Here is a 19,455-nt window from a genome sequence, read left to right on the forward strand (position 1 = left end):
AAAATGGCAACTACCAAGGTAACTCTTGGCCATTAGAATGTTTAAATACGCCAGTGCTATCCATATCTAGATCATTAATTAAACCCACTAGTCTGCTGGCAGATTCAATAGCTGATATATCTCCGCCATGATTCACCATGTCTGTTTGAACATACCCAGGATGATAAATCCCTACTGCAATATTCTTGTGGGCTAAATCGTGACTGAGTGACATAGATGCAGCATTAAGGGCCGCTTTTGACATGCGATAACCATAACGACCGCCAGATGTATTATCTTCAATCGACCCCATACGAGAGGTGATCATAGCCACTTTCCCGCCTGTATTAAGCTGGCTTTGAAGTGCTGCAACAACGCGTAATGGCGCAACAGCATTAACTTCAAACTGTTGTCTGATGGTATCTAAATTAAGCTGAGCTAATTGCTCATCACGTAAAATACCTGCGTTACAAATTAATATATCTATTGCCACTCCTGCCAATGAAGTGTGCATATTATGTATGCCTTCTTCGGTGGCGACATCAATCTGAGTAATGACATTAATGTCTAAAGCTTCTAATTCATCAGAAGTATGCCGACATAAGCCAAACACCTTGCACCCTTGTTGCTTAAATAACGTAGCGAGCGCTAAACCAATACCGCGATTGGCACCTGTAATTACAACGTTAGACATTTTATATCCTTAACAATATCGAGTTAACACAAAAAGTATCAATAAAACTTACACATACCAAGACCTAATTCACTGCCATCTCTTGGCTTGAAACCATAACGAAGGTAAAAAGGCTCTTTACCTTTCACCGACAATAACCCAACCGTTGCACCTTTAGTGACAGCAGTATCGAGAAATGATCCGATCGCCAACATAATAAAATGACCCAAACCTCTACCTTGATACTCTGTTAGCACCACCACATCTTGAACATAGTAAAATAATGCGCCGTCGCCAATAACCCTGCCATAAGCGAGCAACTTATCATGATTATAAATTCCAACATGAAATAAAGAGTTATCAAGACTGACCTTAGCTAAAGCAGAGTCAATTAACCACCAACCTGCATCAATTCTGAGGCTAGTAAAAGCATCCACATCTGGGATGTTAAAGTTTAATGTTAGATATTCATCGCAATCTGTCTGTTTGAATAAGGTTTCAAATAAGCACTGCATATCTTGATAGTTCATAATTGTCTTCCAACATGACATTTTTAAACTAACAAAACAAAAAACCTAGCAAAATGCTAGGTTTTATTTGTAGAGTTTTCTAATACGTTAGATAGTCATAGCAAGCTCGGCGCCCTGACGAATCGCACGTTTAGCGTCCAATTCAGCTGCAACATCAACTCCACCAATTAAATGAACCGGTAAACCTGTCGCTTTCATGTCATCAACTAAGGTACGGTTTGATTCTTGTCCAGCGCACAAGACAACATTATCTACTGGTAAAACTTGAGACTCTTCACCCACTTTAATATGAAGACCTTGTTCATCAAATTTTTCGTAACTCACACCTGTCTTCATATTGACTTGGTGCTGTTTAAGTACACTGCGATGGATCCAACCAGTCGTTTTACCTAAGCCTTTACCCATTTTGGTGGTTTTACGTTGTAACAGGTAAACTTCACGCTGAGGAGTATGTTGCTCAGCATCCTTAAGGCCACCTGGATGTTGGTAATCCTTATCAATCCCCCATTGCTTAAGCCATTTGTCTGGCTGTAACGTAGTTGACTCTTGTTCACACAAGAAATGCGCAATATCAAAACCAATACCGCCAGCACCAATTAAAGCAACTTTTTCGCCTATGTATACTTCGCCTTTCAATACTTGCTGATAATCAACTACTTTAGGGCTATCGAAGCCAGGTAAGTTTAGTGCACGCGGCACGACACCTGATGCAACAATCACTTCATCGAATTTTTCATTGGCGAATACTTCAGCATCCAAACGTGTGTTAAGGCGCAATTCCACATTATGCAGTTTCATTTGATTAGTGAAATAACGGATTGTTTCATCAAACTCTTCTTTACCGGGTATTTTGCGGGCTAAATTAAATTGGCCGCCCACTTCAGCTTTAGCTTCAAATACGACAACCTCATGCCCACGAGAGGCTGCATAAACCGAGAAAGCCATTCCAGCAGGACCTGCACCCATTACAGCTAAACGTTTTTTATTACTAGTTGGAGTGAAATTTATCTCAGTTTCATAACAAGCTCGCGGGTTCACTAAACAAGTGGCACGTTTTAACGAGAATGTGTGGTCTAAACATGCTTGGTTACAACCAATACACGTATTAATGAGATCACTCTGACCAGCTGCAGCTTTATTAACAAACTCGGCGTCTGCTAAAAATGGCCTTGCCATCGACACCATATCAGCTTGACCAGAGGCGATAATTGACTCGCCAATTTCAGGCGTATTAATTCGGTTTGTCGCAATCAAAGGAACTGATACTTCAGATTTAAGTTTTTCAGTCACCCAAGAAAATGCCCCACGAGGAACACTGGTTGATATTGTCGGTACCCGAGCTTCATGCCAACCAATACCAGTATTAATGATTGTCACGCCTGCTTTTTCTAACCACTTAGCTAACTTAACAACTTCATCCCAAGTCGAACCATTATCAACTAAATCAAGCATAGACAGACGGAAAATAATAATAAAATCATTGCCGACTTTTTCACGGATTGCTTTAACAATCTCAAGTGGGAAACGCGCTCGCTGAATAAAACCGCCGCCCCATTCATCTGTTCGTTTGTTAGTACGAGAACTGATAAATTGGTTAATTAAATAACCTTCAGAGCCCATGACTTCAACCCCATCATAGCCTGCTTTTTTAGCAAGCTTAGCGCTACTTGCATAGTCTTCAATAGTGCCTTTTACTTGTCTGCTAGACATTTTAGACGGCGTAAATGGAGTAATCGGTGATTTGATCTTACTCGGAGCCTGCGTAAATGGATGATAACCATATCGGCCTGCATGTAGGATTTGCATACAGATCTTGCCATCAGCTTCATGGACAGCATCTGTCACTATTCGGTGCTTACGCACTTGCCATGGAAAACTAAGTTGGCAAGCATGTGGGGCAAGGCGCCCACGGAAGTTAGGTGCTATACCGCCGGTGACAATCAAACCACAGCCACCTGCTGCTCGTTCTTTATAAAATGCGGCCAGTTTCTCAAATCCGCCCTTTTCTTCTTCTAGACCTGTGTGCATTGAGCCCATCAGTACTCGGTTTTTTAACTGAGTGAAGCCTAAATCTAAGGGTTCTAATAAATGTGGGAACGACATTCAAACATCCTTTTTAAACAAGTGATTTAAACTAGCATACAACGTGAGATTAATAAGCTCAATGCTTAAACAGAGCTATTGTTAAAAACCGTTACAATTCAATTTACCCAAGTGAGTCATAATCAGTTAGCATTACAGTATTAGAATGCTATAGGAGTGGCTAATGTCCGCCAAACCATCACTGATAAAAAGAATCTTTACCCTGATTTGGAAAACCATTAACGGTATTCGTAAAATCATCTTAAACCTTATATTTTTCGGATTCATAGCCATAATCGTTGTGGCATTAAGTGCTGACGATGAAATTGTTGTGCCTGAACAATCTGCATTGGTGCTTAACCTTGCAGGCAGCATTGTCGATCAAAAAAGACATGTTGATCCTATAGAAGCAGTATTCAAACAAAGCAAAACTGATGATCCGAATGGTGAAATATTACTTTCAAACATCGTTTACGTTATTGACAGTGCGACTCAAGATCCGCGTATCAATACCATAGTGCTCAAAATGGGAAATTTGCGATCCGGTGGTATCAGTAAAATGACTGCTATCGGTGAGGCTCTTAATAAATTTAAAGCTGCAGATAAAACAGTGGTCGCTTTTGGCAATTCTTACGAACAAAATCAATATTTCCTTGCGAGTTATGCAGATGAAATTTATTTAAATAATAAAGGTGCTGTATCTCTTGAAGGGTTAAGCAGTTACCGCTTATTTTATAAATCGGCATTAGATAAATTAAACGTCAGTACTCATGTATTTCGTGTAGGTACCTTTAAATCAGCAGTAGAGCCCTATATCCGTGATGATATGTCTGCACCAGCAAAAGAGGCTAGCAGTGCATTACTAAACGATATTTGGCAAAACTATGAGTCGATAGTCGCCTCAAACAGAAATATTAATGAATACGATATTGTACTTAATCCACAACGTTACTTAACCGAGTTAGATAAGGTTTCAGGTGACTCAGCTCAATTAGCATTAAACATGAATTGGGTCGATGAACTGGTTTCAGATGAAGCATTCCGCTTAGCAATGGTTGAGAAAGTTGGCCAAAACACGGATGGTGAATCATTCAAACAAATTACTTTTTCTGAATATTACTCGGCTGTACAGCCTGTACCTAGTCTAATTGAACAAGACTCTGTAGGGATTATTGTCGCCAAAGGTAATATTCTTAATGGTAAACAACCCGCTGGCCAAATTGGTGGTGAAAGCACTTCTGCACTACTTAAAAAAGCACGCTTTGATGATAAAGTTAAAGCCGTAGTTTTACGTGTAGACAGCCCCGGTGGTAGTGCATTTGCTTCTGAAAAAATCAGACAAGAAGTCATTGCACTAAAAGATGCCGGTAAACCTGTAGTTGTAAGCATGGGGAGTCTTGCAGCTTCTGGCGGTTACTGGATTTCTGCAAGTGCCGATTATATCTATGCAACGCCAACTACCCTAACCGGCTCTATCGGAATTTTTGGCATGTTTGCTACCTTCGAAAATGTCTTAGCTAATTGGGGCATAAACTCGGATGGTGTGTCGACATCAGAATGGGCTGGCATTTCTGCAACTCGCGCTTTAGACCCTAATGTTTCGGCAGTTGTACAACGACATATTGAACATGGATATCATGAGTTTATTTCGTTAGTCGCCAAAGAGCGCGATATGAGCCTTGAACAAGTCGATCGCATTGCACAAGGCCGTGTTTGGTCAGGTACCAGAGCGACTGAACTTGGTTTAGTTGATGAGCTCGGTGATATAGATAGCGCCGTAGCAAAAGCTGCAGAACTTGCTGAAATTGAAAAGTTTGATACCAAGCTTATTGAGCGTGAACTTACTACAGAAGAAATCTTCGTGCAGAAAATGCTGGCCTCTGCATCGACTTATTTACCTGAAGCTTCTACTCAATCACCAATGCTAGAACAATTATTCAGTCAATGGATATCCGTTGTGGAAGAATTTTCAATGTTTGATGACCCTAACGGCATGTATCTATATTGCGAACACTGCAATTTTTAGGTGAACATCAGGCCTTCAGCATCATTAAAAGCGTTTGTGTTTTAGCGACTTTAACGCCTCAAAATGAATAATATTCAAAAATGCCCGCTTTGCGGGCATTTTTATTGGGTTTTACTCAACCTAAGACGTATAATTTGCAGATCTGATAATAACTCGCTCTGAGAATTAACTTCAATGACAAAACGTTCTATATACGTCGCTTATACCGGCGGTACCATAGGTATGCGCAAAACAGACAATGGCTTTGCCCCTGTGGCAGGTTTTTTAACTGATTGTGTAAAATCGATGCCAGAGTTTTATCATGAAGAAATGCCTAGTTTTGTCATTAATGAATATTCGCCATTAATAGATTCATCAAACATGGCGCCTACTGATTGGCAGCTCATTGCTAATGATATTAAGGCAAATTACGACAAGTATGATGGCTTTGTAATTTTGCATGGTACTGACACCATGGCCTATACAGCCTCAGCCTTATCATTTATGCTCCAAGGCTTATCTAAGCCTGTTATCGTCACAGGCTCTCAAATTCCGTTAGCCCAGCTACGTTCAGATGGGCAAACTAATCTACTGAATTCATTATACATCGCAGCTAATTACCCAGTAGCTGAAGTTTGCTTGTTCTTTAATAACAAACTTTTTAGGGGTAATCGCTCGACTAAAGCACATGCTGATGGTTTTGATGCTTTTGCCTCACCAAACTTCCCGTTATTACTGGAAGCAGGGATAAAAATAAACCTCAGAGCAGGACAAATAACTGAGCCCACAACCGAAGCGCCATTAATGCCATTAGAAGTCATTAATATTAGTCCTCAGCCAGTAGGCGTTATTACGCTATATCCTGGGATATCTACCGAAATTTTCGCTAATATCTTGATGCAACCTGTTAAAGCACTAATCTTACTGACTTTTGGTGTAGGTAATGCCCCTCAAGATAAAGCATTGTTGGATACGCTAAAACAAGCAGATGAGCGAGGGATAGTTATCGTTAACCTTACCCAGTGTTTTCAAGGGAAAGTTAACATGGGTGGTTATGCAACAGGCAATGCGTTAGCACAAGCTGGGGTGATCAGTGGTTCAGACATGACCATCGAAGCTGCGTTAGCAAAACTGCATTATTTACTTTCAAAAAATTTGACTTCTGCTGAAGTTAAATCAGCAATGAAGAAAAACCTCTTGGGTGAACTTACAGAGTAACGCAAAACTAAATAATATAAGACATTGTATTTAAATTAAAAAAGCCGCATTACTATAATACGGCTTTTTATTTTATTGCATCGCAATAAATTCATTACAAAGGCTGGATAAAGCTAAATATCAGACTCTTTAAATTCCGCAATTGATTCGCCGCGGAACTCTTTTTTGAGCTGTGATTTAGACAGCTCATTAATTTTGCCACCAGCACCAATAGTAAAATGATCAGTCTGCGATAATTTGCGGGCCTGATATAACATGACGACTTGTAATGTAGACTCTTTTTGCTCAGCAGATAAAACGGTGCCATCTTCCCACTTACCTGTTTCAGCAGCTGATTTTAGACGATGATATACTTCGTCTGGCATCTCATCGATGACTTTATTGATATCATTCATACGCTTTTCCGTTTATGTAATACAATCCTTGCTCGTGTGATGGTGTAGCCAACAAAACCAAATACAAAGCAGCCTACTGCTATTTGCGATTGTAAGCCTGTCGCTGTTTCACCACCCCAAAACCAAATCACCACACCTGCAATAAATAAGGTTAAAAACACAAAACTGTGAGTCATTAACTTATTTGATTTCTGGATGTGACTAATAATACGAACAGATTCATTATCACCGTCAGTTTTTGCTCGGCAATGAGAGCATTCTTTCGCTTTACTCGAAATACGCTTTTGACATGAAGGACATTCAATTAACGCCATAACTTGCCTACTTTGCTAAATTATCAACAACGGCAAGCATAGCAACTAACGATGCTTCACCTAAATATTCACAACGAGCTGGCGACCAACCTACTACAGGATCAGGCAAGTTGTCGTTGTCTTTAAACGGCATTTCTAATGTATTAGCTAGACATTTAAATGTGTTACCAACCCAGTTAGAACCAACAGTTAAGTTTGCTTTACCTGGCTCGTCTTTGTCATATCCGTACTTAGTTTGAAAATCAGCACTTGCCATGCCTAATGCTGCAAGGAACTGCTCTTGCAACTTAGCCATGTGTTCAGTGTAGTTAGGTGCACCTTCACAGCCTGCAACGAATACGTATGGTAAACCTTCATCACCGTGCACATCGTAAAATAAGTCTACGCCTGTTTCTTTCATCTTGTTTGTAACGTAATAGACTTCAGGGCTTCGCTCTAAACTCGGCGACTGCCATTCACGGTTTAGATTAGTGCCTACAGCATTAGTGCGTAAATGGCCTCTGACACTGCCATCTGGATTCATGTTAGGCACAATGTAGAAGTTAGCTTTGTCTAGTAGCAGTTTTGCTGTAGGACAATCACTGTCTAGTAATTGATTTAACAAACCTTCAATTAACCACTCAGCCATTGTTTCACCTGGATGCTGTCTTGCGGTAATCCAAATGTTCTTTTTAGCTGGGTCATTGTCACCAATTTTAAGTAAGCTCATGTCACGACCATCTAGGGTTAAACCAAGATTTTCAAGGCTTACTGATGGGTGTAATTGAACAGAACTGATTAAATCTAAGTGACGCTCATAACTGTATGGAGCAAAGTAAGCAATTTGAATAGCTTCACAATCTAAATCCACTTGAATCGAAAGCTTGCCATCTTGATAGGTCGTTGGTAAACGGAACCAATGTTGGCGGTCATAACTTGCTACAGCTTGATAATCTTCCCAACCTTTAGGGTAAGATGCTGTACCAGCATTCATGATGTTCAATATATAAGTTTGACCGATTTCACCTTCCATACGAAAGTTAAACCACTGATAGAATTCACCACCTTCATCAGGTCTAATCGCAAGTTGAATGTCATCGTGTTTGTCTAAATTGATAGTCTCAATGTTGCCACCATCAAAATTCGCGTTAATACGCATAGGACTTCCTTATGTAAGGTTGTTATCGATTTTTTATGCCAGCATCTTATCAAATGCCGTTACTCAATAAAATCAAATGCTGAACATCAAGGACACATCTGTTCAAATAATGGCTAATTCAAGTCTAAAACGTTGCCTAGCAGAGATACTTACTGAACAAGTCAGTTTATTTGTTTAATACAGCACTAACAAATTGGTACAAAAATGCCGAATACAAAATGTACTCGGCATTTTTATCAATATAAGTTTTGGACTGAAAAACAACTTACAGCGAATTAATAGTTTGAACGACTCATCATAGTGTTCTGTTCAGTGATACAGCTTGTGCAAGATGACATTAGAATGGTTTTTGTCACCCTGTGTATTAGCTTTAATAAATGGAACACAGGTAACTGAACACTAAATTAAAAAAGGACTAAATTAAAATAGGACTAAAACAATAACCTTTACCACGGACTGTGTTGATTAATTCACGAGGTAAACACTTCTTCGCCATCTTACGACGTGTGTTACTGATATGCATATCGAGGTTTCGATCAAACTCACCTAGTTCTTTATGCAAGACACGCATCTGCAGTTCAGCTTTTGTAACGACTTCACCCTTGCGCTGGAATAAATACTTAAACAAACGATACTCTGTCTGTGTCAGTTTTAAATTCTGGGTGTTTAGTATCACAGTGTTACTCACATCATCAAACAAGATATCGTCAAAATCTGATTGATGGACAACTTTCTCGCTTCTTCTACGAAGTACGTTGACTCTAAGCAGCAATTCTTTAACGTTAAATGGAGCGGCTATGTAATCATCTGCGCCTTGTTCAAATGCGTGAATTCTTTCCTGATCGTCATTACTGTTAGCCAATACAATCACTGGAGTTTGGCAATGCTTAGCCATTAATAGCCAGAATGAATCCATCTTCGGAACACAGTAATCTAATAAGATAACTTCAAATTCGTTACGCTCCAGTTCCACCAGTGCATTAAAGCCATTGTCTACTATCTGAATGACATATCCCATGGACTCCATTTGCTGGCATAGTTGTAGGCTATTGGTGAGCTGTTGATCAATCAGGAGAATCTTTTTCATAACGGACTTAATCTAAACGAGAACAATTACCATTTAGATTATCACTGTGATTTTGTTATTACTACTATATTTATGTAAATTTGAGATCTAAGTTAACTTTTCGTTATCTAATTAAAGATAAATATGCATAATCCAACAAAAATGTTTGCCAGTCATCTGAGATAGGCATAAACTCATCGTTAATCGACGATTAACTATTTGCACTTGCTACTCTGATTCAATCAGCTCAGATCCAATCAGCTTAGATTCAATTAGCTTAGATAAAATATGAGTTGCAATATTAATAGTTGATTCATATTTTCGACAATAGTGAGATTAATTCATGGCAGCAGATTGCGGTAAAAGTGCTCAACTAGCCTTCAGCGTGACAGAGCAACAGTTAATCAATGAAAAGTCATTCGCAGCGCAAGCTAAGGCGATGTCACACCCTGCCCGTGTAAGAATACTAAAGATACTGTTTAATCTTGATGAACTTGGCGGCTGTTTAAGTAGTGATCTGGTTGCTGAAGTAGGTCTTGCGCAATCAACGGTTTCTGAACATATTCGTATTTTAAAGCAAGCAGGTTTTATTTGTGCTGAACCCAATCCACCAAAAATATGCTATCGCATTAATCGCGAGGCATTAGAAGATTTCAAACAACAATATTGCGAGCTGTTTTAAATTTAGAGCACATGGTTAGTGCAAAGATATAATATTTAATTCTGCTTTACTTAATCGTTTTTCGACGATAATCGATAAAGCTATAAAAGATAAGAGAAATGACAATGAGTGAAAATATTCCTGAAACTGCAACAAAAAAAATGAGCTTTCTTGATCGCTACCTTACTCTTTGGATATTTGTTGCTATGGCAATAGGCGTATCGATTGGTGCCCTATTCCCACAAGTCGAACAAATCACCAATTCAATGAGTGTAGGTAGTACTAACATTCCGCTAGCTATTGGTCTTATTTTGATGATGTATCCGCCACTAGCAAAAGTAGATTACAAATTACTAGGCAAAGTCACCAAAGATAAACAAGCCATTACCCTTTCATTAATCATGAACTGGATTGTTGGCCCAATCCTAATGTTTATTTTGGCTATCACATTTTTAAGTGATTACCCTGGTTATATGGTCGGCATTATATTAATTGGTATTGCACGCTGTATTGCTATGGTACTCGTTTGGAATGATATAGGCGGTGGTAACAAAGAATTAGGCGCAGCACTTGTAGCGATTAACAGCGTATTCCAAATATTAACTTACAGTGTCATGGCGTGGTTGTTTATCACTGTTTTACCACCCATTTTCGGCTACGAAGGTTTTGTTGTTGATATTTCAATGGCTGATATCGCTCAAAGTGTAATGATTTACCTAGGTATACCATTCTTAGCAGGATTTTTAAGTCGTAAAATCTTAGTCGCTCGTAAAGGTGAGCAATGGTACAACGAAGTATTTATTCCTAAAATTTCACCTATTACCTTAATCGCATTACTCGGCACTATCGTACTAATGTTTAGTTTAAAGGGTGACATGATCCTTGAGCTACCTATGGATGTACTTAGAGTCGCTTTACCATTAGGAATTTATTTTGTACTAATGTTCTTTATCAGCTTTTTTATTGGCGAAAAGATGGGGATCCCGTACGACAAGAATGCATCAATTGCATTCACAGCCACAGGTAACAACTTTGAGCTAGCCATTGCAGTTTCTATCGCTGTATTTGGTATTCACTCAGACCAAGCTTTTGCTGGTGTTATTGGACCATTAATTGAAGTGCCAGTATTAATTGCACTGGTTAATATCGCCTTAAGAATGAAGGCAAAATCTGAAGCAAAATTAGCCGCGAGAAAAGTGAATGGTTAAACTTAGTCAGTCAGTTCAATTTTAATTAGCATAGCGAGTCATTATTTTAATGGCTCGCTTTTTTATTATTCCTTACTAGATACGATTATAAAGTAATGACTATAAAGCACTGATTAGTGTTCAAATCATCTCGAAAACTCTATCAATAAACCACTATCTTGATAAGATTTACAAGTTTTATGAATTGAAAAGTCATTATTATAAAAGGTTGTGAAATGACAAAACCATTAGTGTCTACATCATTTTCAGTGCCGTTAATACACAGTACAGAAGATTTCTATTTTACAACTCTAGATGAAAACGTTGCGGAGTTAGATTATGAAGCCGTTATGTCTAGCCAACAATCTTTGCAAGGTATCTTCGGCCCCCATTCAAATTGGCCTGAGCAAGACATGACACTAGAGCAAAACATTATTAGCCTTAACGTACATAAACAAGAATTTGAAGCACGAAAGGCATTTGCTTATTCAGTTTTTAACCTTTCGCAAACCAAGTGCCTAGGCTCTATTTACATTGACCCAAGTGACTTTTCACAATATCAATGTGTGGTTCATTTTTGGATACGAAACGATAGTATTGAACAAGAGAGTGTTTTGTTTCAAACCATCAAAAGCTGGCTTAATGAAACATGGAACTTTACCCAAGTTGCATATCCGGGGCGAACAATTACATGGCAAGACTGGTTAAATAAGACATTTTAAAGCAAGCTTATTTATTCCGTTTCAATTTTCAGTTTTTTAATCTAGTATGCTGTATTAATTATAATTTCTTATTTATTGAAGTTAAGGGGTATATCATGAGTAGTCGCGTTTATGTATTAGCACAATTTAAGCCTAAAGCCGGAAAAGAGTCTGAGCTGTTTGAAATCCTTAAAGCACTAGAACCTGATTCATATCGTGAAGAAGGATGTATTCAATATATGCTGACTCGTCAAATTGACCATCCAAGTGCAACTAGAAACGAATACCCAATTGTTTTCAATGAGATTTGGGATGATGCAGAATCATGGGCAGCCCATGGTCGTAGAAAACAAATTCAACATTTTTTCGAAACCCAAGTACAAGCGGAATCAGGTTTAGTTGAAGATGCTAAAGTAACGGCATACTCTGATGAAGGTTATCATTATGATACACCAATATATGAATAGCTTTGAGACAACTCTTTGATGTGCTTTAAAATTTATTAACATTCAATCGCTTACATGTAAAGCGTCATCATTAAGTATCAAATATCAATAACGAGCGATTAAAGAAAGACATGATCAGAGCCTTAACCTCAGCAGATATCGATACGGTTATCGATATCTGGCTTACCGCTTCCATTGAATCGCACCATTTTGTAGAAAAAGAATATTGGCACTCACAAGTCAATATCATGCGAGATGTATATATTCCAAACTCTGCAACTTATGTGTTTGTTTTAAATTCTAAAGTTGTTGGTTTTTATTCACTATTAGAAAACATGTTAGCTGCTATTTTTATTGCCCCCGCTTTTCAAAATCAGAAAATAGGCACTCAATTAATCGAGCATGCTAAACAGCAAAGTGATGCTTTAACCTTGAACGTCTATAAACAAAACAATGCAAGTTATCAGTTTTATCTATCACAAGGTTTTACCCTACTTAGCGAGCAACTTTGTGAACATACAGGTCACCCGACCTACTCTATGGTATCGGTTACACTTGAACGAGAAAGTAAATAAAAACAAGAAAGTAAAAATAACGTAAAAATAAAAAAGCCGACTTAACAATTTCGGTTTAAAAGTCGGCTTTGTCATATCACTATGGCGTTATTTACTGGTCATTAATTGTTTGATGTACTTAACTGGCGCACTACCATAGCTTAAGAATTGCTCATGGAATGCTTTTAAATCAAACGCTTCACCTTGTGAGACTTTAAGCTCTTCACGTAGATCGTAAATTTCACGATAACCCGAATAATAACTGGTTAACTGCACTTGGCTTAAGGTTGCACGGCGCCACTTACCTTCGGCTTCTGCACGTTGCTGGAAAGCCTCATTCATCATCAGATCTAACGCTTGTTCTTCGGTCATGCCATTCACTTGGATACTGTAATCTAAGATGGTATTGGCGATAACACGCAAATTCCACTTGTAGTACATAAGCCATAGTTCTGGCTCAAAGTCACCGTAGCCTTCTTCAAGCATCATACGTTCGGTATACACAGCCCAACCTTCAACCATGGCACCATTACCGAATAAGCTTTTAACCAAGCTTGGTGATTTGTTTGAATAGACTAATTGGGTGTAATGTCCTGGAATTGCTTCATGAATATTAAGGACTTGTAATATCCAGTGGTTATATTCACGTAAATAACTTTCTGCGGACTCATCACTCATGCCATCAAGCGGTGTCACGTTATAGTAGGTATTGGCAGACTTCTCATAAGGGCCTGGAGCACTAATGGATGCACCTGCAAAGCCACGCATGTATTCAGGAGTTTCACGCACGACTAACGGTTTTGAAGGGTCAAGCATCATAAGTTGTTTTTCATTAACGAATTTAACTAATTCAGGAATTTGTGCGCGCACTTCATCAACAAAATCCTCACGCTTAACGTGCTTAACTGACAATACGTCAATCAGTTGCTTAATCGCAGCATTGTCATCTTGTGGTTTTGGCGTATCAATGTATTTAGACCAAAGATCGTGTGTAATTTTGGCCATTTCCGCTTGAACGCGATACTTATCTGCGGTCGCCTTTTCAAATAATGCTTTGCCTGACATGCCCGCTTGAATATCAAAAGCGAACTTTTCTTCATATAACTCTTCACCAATTCTAAAGCTACGTGAGCCCTCTTTTTCAAGCTTGGCTTCTAGCTGGGTCAACCATTCAATATGCTGATTAATCGCGTCAGTTGCTTTGATAAAACGTTGGTTAAATAACGCTTTATCGGCATCAGATAAACCGGACTCACTGACTTGCTGTTTAAGCTTGTCTGATAATACAGAAAATGCGCCTTTGTTTTGCATAATCGCCAATTGTGTATGTTCGATCGTTGGATCGACAATATTGGCTTGTGCAGCAGCGTAATAGGCAGGCACATTCTCTAAACGCTCAACCACAGATTTAAGTCGTACATCTAATGGCGCAAAGTCTTCATTAATAATTTGCGCAAAACCACCTGCCACATTGTATTGTGATGGATTCCACTGCCAAGATTTAAAGCGCTCTTGTTGCCACTTAATACTGCCAAGTAAATTTGAGATTAATTCGTAGTCGATCAATTCATTGGTAGTCAGAGCGGTTTTATCAAATGCCAGTAATTTAGCTTGCTGGGTTTCAACAAACGCCAATGTTTTCGCTCGTGATGCATCGTCTGGGATTTCTAAATAGCCATCATTGACATGCTTTCCACTGTATAGCGCCCATGTTGGTGACCACTGCCATAAATCATCAATAAATCCATCAGAGAACTGGCTGAAACTCGGCGCTTGAACTTGCTCCACAGCTAATGTGGTATCACTTGTTGTCGATGCACTATTACATCCCATTAGTGCAGTGAGTCCTAATGCAATAGCGACTGAAATGGTGGATTTTTTCATTGTTTGTATTCCTTTATTCTTTGAGAACATGTTATTCATGAACTTATAGATGCTGCTAACGTTAGTTAGAAATCTTGGTATAAACTTTAGCTATAAAATGCGGTTGTAAACCTTAGTTACAAACTTCTTTCACAAACTGATTTAAAACATTAGTTAGCAAGCTTGATATGTTTTTATTGTTATTTATTTTAATTTTTTAAGCGTTTTAACATTCAGTTGTTAACTTTTTTATGGCATAAGTAAATCATGAACTTCAATTTATTTCAGCTCAATTTAGTCTTTTGACACCTTTTGTGACAACTTATTCGGTCACTCTGAGGTAATAGATTAATCACTCATGGCACACTATGTCATTAAGCGCATCGCAAAAAGGATTTGAAATGACAACGCTTCGTTACAGTTTGATTTTAAATGGCAAAAAAGCGGGTATTCCAGAGATCCGTAAAGCGGTTTATGCATTAAGAGATAAAGGTTATGACCTTGCAGTTAAAGTTACATGGGAAGGTGCAGATATGGAGCGCCTTATAAAAGAGTCAATCATTGCAGGTGTTGATAGAATTATCATTGGTGGCGGTGATGGCTCACTAAATGAAGCTGTTACTGCGTTAATGTACTTACAGAATAACTATTCATTACCTGAAATAGCCGCTTTACCACTAGGCACGGCCAATGACTTTACTACCGCTTGCCAAATCCCCACCACCATTACTGAAGCACTTAACTTTGCCATGACAGGCGACAGTTTTCCTATCGATCTGATCAGTGCTAACGATCGTCACTTCATCAATATTGCCGCCGCAGGTTTTGGCGCCCAAGTCACCGCAGAAACCCCTGTGGAGCTAAAAGATTTCCTTGGTGGAGGCGCATATACCCTTACAGGTTTAGCCAAAGCGATCGGGTTTAAGCCTTATGAAGGATCTATCACTACTGACAAAGGCCGATTTGAAGGCAATATTGTTGTAGGAGCTATGTGCAATGGCCGACAAGCCGGTGGTGGTCAAGTATTAGCACCCACTGCAAAAATAAATGATGGCCTGATGGACGTGACTTTAATCAAAGGCTTTAGCCCAATTGACCTGCCCCAAGTCATTGAAGAAATCCATACTGCAAATACCGACGGGGAATTTTGTTTTCACTTTCAAACTAAATGGCTAGAGATAGATTTTCAGATTGCCTTACCACTAAATCTTGATGGTGAACCTTATCGTTGTGAACAAGTTCGTTTCGAAGTTAAACCTAATGCGATCAAATTTGTACTGCCTGAGCACAGTCCGTTGATTTAACCGGTTCCTGTGGCAGCCTTCAGTTAACAAGGAGTTTATATGCTGAACCAATTACAAAAAGCTGGCGGAATTGCAGCGCTTTTACAAGCTAGTATTTACGTGTCAGCTTTCATTTTTTTTGGCGCATTCTGGGCTTATCCGATAGATGCTACCCCCGCGCAACAGTTTGCTTTTCTGGCTGAAAACCAAGTTGCCTTATCTATAGTCAATCTCATCATGTATGTATTATTCGGTGTCTTGCTAGCGATATTAGTGATGGCTATGCATCACCGATTAACAATAAACACTCCATTGTTGTCACAAATTTCTTCGGTCTTTGGGATCATTTGGGTGGGTTTGGTCATTGCCAGTGGAATGATTGCCAATATAGGGTTAGCTACGGCATTGGACTTGGCAACAAAAGACCCTGAGCAAGCGATGTCAGTCTGGCGATCTATCTATGCAGTCGTCGAAGGCTTAGGTGGGGGAAACGAGGTTGTTGGCGGTCTGTGGGTATTATTACTGAGTTTTGCTGCTTTAAAAGGTAACCAATTACCTAAAATACTCAATTACTTTGGCCTTTTTGTAGGCATTGTAGGTATTTTCACAATCTACCCTGCAGATGTACTGACAGAGATTTTCGGTTTAAGCCAAATCATATGGTTTTCTTGGCTAGGGATAGTATTGTTGAGTACGCCTAAGAGTTAATCATCATTGAGTGAAGTGAAGTGAAGTGAAGTGAAGTTAACTTATTTTGAGTTAAGAAGTGTGCTCTTCGTCAAATGCAAAGGCCGCACTTTTAAGCTATTTTAAATCAGATGCACACATATGTCGTTTTAACGCTGTAGACTTTTATGTTGGCCATTCAAAATAATAATTCACTCAACAGGGAAGGCATTTTTAGAAAGAATTTACTTAGGAAAAGTTTATCGAGAGATAGCCTATAGAAACCGATAATCAGAAAAAGATAGTTAGGCACAGATAGAGTGAAACAGACAGCTTGAAACAGACAGCTTGAAACAAACAGATAAGAAAGTAATTTGCACAAAATTTGGCGGGACGGAGGCAGTCTATATTAATATTTATCTTACTGTTTTATCAAAATTTAAAACCAATACCTGAGTTCTAGTAGCACATGCAGTAGTACAAAGAATATTTCTATTAAAAACATTTTCGCTTTACCACTACATGTACTTAAAGTTTAAATTTTACATTAATACACAATTTTGTATAAATAAGACTTCTCTTTTACCCAATAGTTCTATCTCTAGTTATCAGTAGTAAATTCTTTTAGTCTAATATCACTAATTTTTTCCTGCACAGACAACCTATCCTTTAATTTAAGATTTTTATTTTTCCGTGGACTTGAGCAACAACTACAAGACCAAGCTTTAGGGGTATTGGCATAGAGGCCTAATTTCAAATTCAGCTCTAAATCCCATGTCAGTTTTGAGTGACCAAAGTAATGACAATTAGCAACTTTTAGCTTTTTACGGTCGTAGTGATGCCTTCTCAGCGAGCGTTTGTATTTCATTTTCTTTCTCCTCTTTTGAGGTGGTTACTGCTTCCAGCAACCGCCATATCGGGAGATAAACAAATTTATGATTAGGCAATACCAAGCTCCTTTCTCAACAACTAACTAGGTTGGTAATAAATTTAAACTTAACAGTTGATCTAAACAGTAACACTGTCTAGTATTAATGTCATGAAAAATAATCCTAGTCAAAATAATATGCGCTACACCTTAAATGATCTTTGCCAGCTCGTAGAACTGACACCTAGAACAATTCGTTTCTACATTCAAAAGACATTATTACCAGCTCCAGAAGGAAGTGGTCGAGGATCTTTTTATACACAAAAACACCTAGAGCGACTACTTGAGATTAAAAAATGGCAAGACGCAGGCTTGTCACTTGAGCGTATTAACGAGCTTCTTTTTGATGAAGGAAGCTCTAAGCCATTACCGCCGCTGAAACGTTCACAACCTGGCGATATTGAAGTATGTAGCCATATATATATTGATGAAGGTTTAACGCTTACATTAAACCCAAGTAAAGCTAATCTCAGCCCAGAACAAACTAAACAACTCACACTAGAAATCATCTCGTTATACCAACGCATTGCAGTAAGCGATAAGGAAGATAAATGAACAGTGAAATTGGATTAACCTCAATATCTGGTGAACACGTAGCACTAAAATCAGTCGATATATCTGCCAAACTAACGGGAGTACTATCAGAGGTTGAAATTGAGCAGCAATATAAAAATAACTCATCAAATAATATTGAAACAGTTTATACCTTCCCTCTTCCTATTGATGCCATATTAACGTCACTAGAAGTTGAAATAAATGGCGAGCTACTCCAAGGTCAAGTCAAAGCAAACGCTGTCGCTGAAGAAGATTATGAACAAGCCATTGTTAGCGGCGATACCGCTGTTCTATTAACTAAAGTCACCGATGGGTTATATTGTATTAACCTAGGGAACCTTCTTGCTGAGCATGAAGCAACCATTTCTATCAGCTATGCTCAACTTCACCACTGGCAAGGTGATAGCCTTCGGTTTTACCTTCCGACGACAATTGCACCAAAGTACGGCAACCCGCAACAAGCTAATATTACTCAGCATCAAATTCCACAGCAGTCATTATCAGCATCGTATAAATTAAATTTCTCTATTACTGTTGAAGGTTTACTCGCAGGAGCTGCAATCAATAGCCCCACTCATAACGTGGCATACCAAGTGATAGATCAAGTCATGAAGGCCAGCCTTAAGCATGCTCAGCCTATGGATCGTGACTTCATTTTAGAAATTGATAAGCCCAACGGATATATTGGAGAAGGTTATTGGGCAAATGATGGAGAGGAAATAGTTGCGTTAACATCATTTATTCCGCAGCTAGACCAACCTCAAACAAGTCCGCCGACATACCAGCCGCGCTGTATTAAAATGGTTGTAGATTGCTCAGGTTCAATGGCCGGTGATTCAATTGCCCAAGCGCGTGTCGCATTAATTGATATGCTCAATTTGTTAGATGCTCAAGACTATTTCAATATCATTCTATTTGGCTCTGTTCACCATCAACTGTTCAACGAATCTGTTATTGCTGATAGCACAAATATTAGTATCGCTAAGGATAAGTTACAGATACTTGCAGCCAATCTAGGTGGTACTGAAATGCAACCAGCATTAACTGCAGCCTACAACTCAAAAACAATACCCCATTTACCAACCGATATACTGCTCATTACCGATGGTCAAACTTGGAGCGAAGATGAATTACTTGCAAATGCTAYGCATTCAGCTGCCGTTGGGGTCATATAATTATTGTAACTATGCCCGCGTTTTGTATTGTAATGK

The 19,455-nt window shown here is 38.8% G+C and carries 20 protein-coding genes; 11 read left to right on the forward strand and 9 right to left on the reverse strand.

The window, feature by feature from the left end; translation table 11 throughout:
• Positions 1-10: 10 nt before the first annotated feature.
• From FNZ24_RS12000 to FNZ24_RS12010, 3 genes are all read right to left on the reverse strand, one after another.
• On the reverse strand, positions 11-673 hold the full coding sequence (locus FNZ24_RS12000; protein WP_153914722.1) for an SDR family oxidoreductase: 663 nt from the start codon (positions 671-673) through the stop codon (positions 11-13).
• 38 nt (positions 674-711) lie between these two features.
• On the reverse strand, positions 712-1,182 hold the full coding sequence (locus tag FNZ24_RS12005) for a GNAT family N-acetyltransferase (protein WP_228768464.1): 471 nt from the start codon (positions 1,180-1,182) through the stop codon (positions 712-714).
• A gap of 87 nt (positions 1,183-1,269) precedes the next feature.
• Complete coding sequence (locus FNZ24_RS12010; protein ID WP_153914723.1) at positions 1,270-3,285, reverse strand: NADPH-dependent 2,4-dienoyl-CoA reductase; 2,016 nt, start codon at positions 3,283-3,285, stop codon at positions 1,270-1,272.
• Positions 3,286-3,448: 163 nt separating this feature from the next.
• Here FNZ24_RS12010 and sppA point away from each other — a divergent pair, with 163 nt between their 5' ends.
• Together sppA and ansA are read left to right on the forward strand one after the other, a co-directional pair.
• On the forward strand, positions 3,449-5,290 hold the full coding sequence (gene sppA / locus FNZ24_RS12015; protein ID WP_153914724.1) for a signal peptide peptidase SppA: 1,842 nt from the start codon (positions 3,449-3,451) through the stop codon (positions 5,288-5,290).
• A 174-nt stretch (positions 5,291-5,464) separates the two neighbouring features.
• Positions 5,465-6,487, forward strand: a complete 1,023-nt coding sequence (gene ansA, locus FNZ24_RS12020) for an asparaginase (RefSeq protein ID WP_153914725.1) — start codon at positions 5,465-5,467, stop codon at positions 6,485-6,487.
• A gap of 113 nt (positions 6,488-6,600) precedes the next feature.
• On the opposite strand, the gene FNZ24_RS12025 is transcribed toward ansA, so the two are convergent.
• From FNZ24_RS12025 to FNZ24_RS12040, 4 genes are all read right to left on the reverse strand, one after another.
• The gene (locus tag FNZ24_RS12025) at positions 6,601-6,882 is read right to left on the reverse strand and encodes a YeaC family protein (protein WP_153914726.1); all 282 of its coding nucleotides are present in this window, start codon (positions 6,880-6,882) and stop codon (positions 6,601-6,603) included.
• On the reverse strand, positions 6,879-7,196 hold the full coding sequence (locus tag FNZ24_RS12030; RefSeq protein ID WP_153914727.1) for a zinc ribbon domain-containing protein: 318 nt from the start codon (positions 7,194-7,196) through the stop codon (positions 6,879-6,881). The genes FNZ24_RS12025 and FNZ24_RS12030 overlap by 4 nt, the downstream gene beginning before the upstream one ends.
• A 7-nt stretch (positions 7,197-7,203) precedes the next feature.
• Complete coding sequence (locus FNZ24_RS12035) at positions 7,204-8,334, reverse strand: M14 family metallopeptidase (protein WP_153914728.1); 1,131 nt, start codon at positions 8,332-8,334, stop codon at positions 7,204-7,206.
• 415 nt (positions 8,335-8,749) lie between these two features.
• Positions 8,750-9,421: a response regulator transcription factor gene (locus FNZ24_RS12040; RefSeq protein ID WP_153914729.1), complete on the reverse strand. Its 672-nt coding sequence runs from the start codon at positions 9,419-9,421 to the stop codon at positions 8,750-8,752.
• Between the two features lie 322 nt (positions 9,422-9,743).
• Here FNZ24_RS12040 and FNZ24_RS12045 point away from each other — a divergent pair, with 322 nt between their 5' ends.
• The 5 genes from FNZ24_RS12045 (at position 9,744) to FNZ24_RS12065 (ending at position 12,970) form a co-directional block, all read left to right on the forward strand.
• Complete coding sequence (locus FNZ24_RS12045; protein WP_153914730.1) at positions 9,744-10,082, forward strand: ArsR/SmtB family transcription factor; 339 nt, start codon at positions 9,744-9,746, stop codon at positions 10,080-10,082.
• A gap of 104 nt (positions 10,083-10,186) precedes the next feature.
• Positions 10,187-11,269 (forward strand): ACR3 family arsenite efflux transporter, encoded by a 1,083-nt coding sequence (gene arsB / locus FNZ24_RS12050; RefSeq protein WP_153914731.1) that lies wholly within the window; start codon positions 10,187-10,189, stop codon positions 11,267-11,269.
• 215 nt (positions 11,270-11,484) lie between these two features.
• Positions 11,485-11,970, forward strand: a complete 486-nt coding sequence (locus FNZ24_RS12055; RefSeq protein ID WP_153914732.1) for a hypothetical protein — start codon at positions 11,485-11,487, stop codon at positions 11,968-11,970.
• 95 nt (positions 11,971-12,065) lie between these two features.
• The gene (locus tag FNZ24_RS12060; RefSeq protein WP_153914733.1) at positions 12,066-12,416 is read left to right on the forward strand and encodes a putative quinol monooxygenase; all 351 of its coding nucleotides are present in this window, start codon (positions 12,066-12,068) and stop codon (positions 12,414-12,416) included.
• Between the two features lie 110 nt (positions 12,417-12,526).
• On the forward strand, positions 12,527-12,970 hold the full coding sequence (locus tag FNZ24_RS12065; protein ID WP_153914734.1) for an N-acetyltransferase: 444 nt from the start codon (positions 12,527-12,529) through the stop codon (positions 12,968-12,970).
• Between the two features lie 87 nt (positions 12,971-13,057).
• On the opposite strand, the gene FNZ24_RS12070 is transcribed toward FNZ24_RS12065, so the two are convergent.
• The gene (locus FNZ24_RS12070; RefSeq protein ID WP_153914735.1) at positions 13,058-14,833 is read right to left on the reverse strand and encodes a DUF885 domain-containing protein; all 1,776 of its coding nucleotides are present in this window, start codon (positions 14,831-14,833) and stop codon (positions 13,058-13,060) included.
• A 380-nt stretch (positions 14,834-15,213) separates the two neighbouring features.
• Here FNZ24_RS12070 and yegS point away from each other — a divergent pair, with 380 nt between their 5' ends.
• The gene (gene yegS, locus FNZ24_RS12075) at positions 15,214-16,116 is read left to right on the forward strand and encodes a lipid kinase YegS (RefSeq protein WP_153914736.1); all 903 of its coding nucleotides are present in this window, start codon (positions 15,214-15,216) and stop codon (positions 16,114-16,116) included.
• Between the two features lie 39 nt (positions 16,117-16,155).
• Complete coding sequence (locus tag FNZ24_RS12080) at positions 16,156-16,803, forward strand: hypothetical protein (RefSeq protein WP_324187474.1); 648 nt, start codon at positions 16,156-16,158, stop codon at positions 16,801-16,803.
• A 559-nt stretch (positions 16,804-17,362) separates the two neighbouring features.
• Here the strand turns inward: FNZ24_RS12080 and FNZ24_RS12085 are convergent.
• The gene (locus FNZ24_RS12085; RefSeq protein WP_153914737.1) at positions 17,363-17,629 is read right to left on the reverse strand and encodes a hypothetical protein; all 267 of its coding nucleotides are present in this window, start codon (positions 17,627-17,629) and stop codon (positions 17,363-17,365) included.
• A gap of 171 nt (positions 17,630-17,800) precedes the next feature.
• Between FNZ24_RS12085 and FNZ24_RS12090 the strand changes: the two genes are divergently transcribed.
• Positions 17,801-18,244 (forward strand): MerR family transcriptional regulator, encoded by a 444-nt coding sequence (locus FNZ24_RS12090; RefSeq protein ID WP_228768465.1) that lies wholly within the window; start codon positions 17,801-17,803, stop codon positions 18,242-18,244.
• Entirely contained in the window at positions 18,241-19,419 is a 1,179-nt protein-coding gene (locus FNZ24_RS12095; protein WP_153914738.1) for a VIT domain-containing protein, read from the forward strand. Before FNZ24_RS12090 ends, FNZ24_RS12095 begins: the two co-directional genes overlap by 4 nt.
• Positions 19,420-19,455 lie beyond the last annotated feature (36 nt).

This window comes from Shewanella sp. TC10 (genome assembly GCF_009663145.1).
Taxonomy (GTDB): domain Bacteria; phylum Pseudomonadota; class Gammaproteobacteria; order Enterobacterales; family Shewanellaceae; genus Shewanella.

Bases quoted from the DNA above. Each gene is read 5' to 3' on its own strand.
- FNZ24_RS12090 (WP_228768465.1), top strand. From the start codon at position 17,801: ATGAAAAATAATCCTAGTCAAAATAATATGCGCTACACCTTAAATGAT.
- FNZ24_RS12025 (WP_153914726.1), bottom strand. From the start codon at position 6,882: ATGAATGATATCAATAAAGTCATCGATGAGATGCCAGACGAAGTATAT.
- ansA (WP_153914725.1), top strand. From the start codon at position 5,465: ATGACAAAACGTTCTATATACGTCGCTTATACCGGCGGTACCATAGGT.
- FNZ24_RS12000 (WP_153914722.1), bottom strand. From the start codon at position 673: ATGTCTAACGTTGTAATTACAGGTGCCAATCGCGGTATTGGTTTAGCG.
- FNZ24_RS12005 (WP_228768464.1), bottom strand. From the start codon at position 1,182: ATGAACTATCAAGATATGCAGTGCTTATTTGAAACCTTATTCAAACAG.
- FNZ24_RS12060 (WP_153914733.1), top strand. From the start codon at position 12,066: ATGAGTAGTCGCGTTTATGTATTAGCACAATTTAAGCCTAAAGCCGGA.
- FNZ24_RS12035 (WP_153914728.1), bottom strand. From the start codon at position 8,334: ATGCGTATTAACGCGAATTTTGATGGTGGCAACATTGAGACTATCAAT.
- yegS (WP_153914736.1), top strand. From the start codon at position 15,214: ATGACAACGCTTCGTTACAGTTTGATTTTAAATGGCAAAAAAGCGGGT.
- FNZ24_RS12040 (WP_153914729.1), bottom strand. From the start codon at position 9,421: ATGAAAAAGATTCTCCTGATTGATCAACAGCTCACCAATAGCCTACAA.
- FNZ24_RS12070 (WP_153914735.1), bottom strand. From the start codon at position 14,833: ATGAAAAAATCCACCATTTCAGTCGCTATTGCATTAGGACTCACTGCA.
- FNZ24_RS12030 (WP_153914727.1), bottom strand. From the start codon at position 7,196: ATGGCGTTAATTGAATGTCCTTCATGTCAAAAGCGTATTTCGAGTAAA.
- FNZ24_RS12085 (WP_153914737.1), bottom strand. From the start codon at position 17,629: ATGAAATACAAACGCTCGCTGAGAAGGCATCACTACGACCGTAAAAAG.
- FNZ24_RS12010 (WP_153914723.1), bottom strand. From the start codon at position 3,285: ATGTCGTTCCCACATTTATTAGAACCCTTAGATTTAGGCTTCACTCAG.
- sppA (WP_153914724.1), top strand. From the start codon at position 3,449: ATGTCCGCCAAACCATCACTGATAAAAAGAATCTTTACCCTGATTTGG.
- arsB (WP_153914731.1), top strand. From the start codon at position 10,187: ATGAGTGAAAATATTCCTGAAACTGCAACAAAAAAAATGAGCTTTCTT.
- FNZ24_RS12080 (WP_324187474.1), top strand. From the start codon at position 16,156: ATGCTGAACCAATTACAAAAAGCTGGCGGAATTGCAGCGCTTTTACAA.
- FNZ24_RS12055 (WP_153914732.1), top strand. From the start codon at position 11,485: ATGACAAAACCATTAGTGTCTACATCATTTTCAGTGCCGTTAATACAC.
- FNZ24_RS12065 (WP_153914734.1), top strand. From the start codon at position 12,527: ATGATCAGAGCCTTAACCTCAGCAGATATCGATACGGTTATCGATATC.
- FNZ24_RS12045 (WP_153914730.1), top strand. From the start codon at position 9,744: ATGGCAGCAGATTGCGGTAAAAGTGCTCAACTAGCCTTCAGCGTGACA.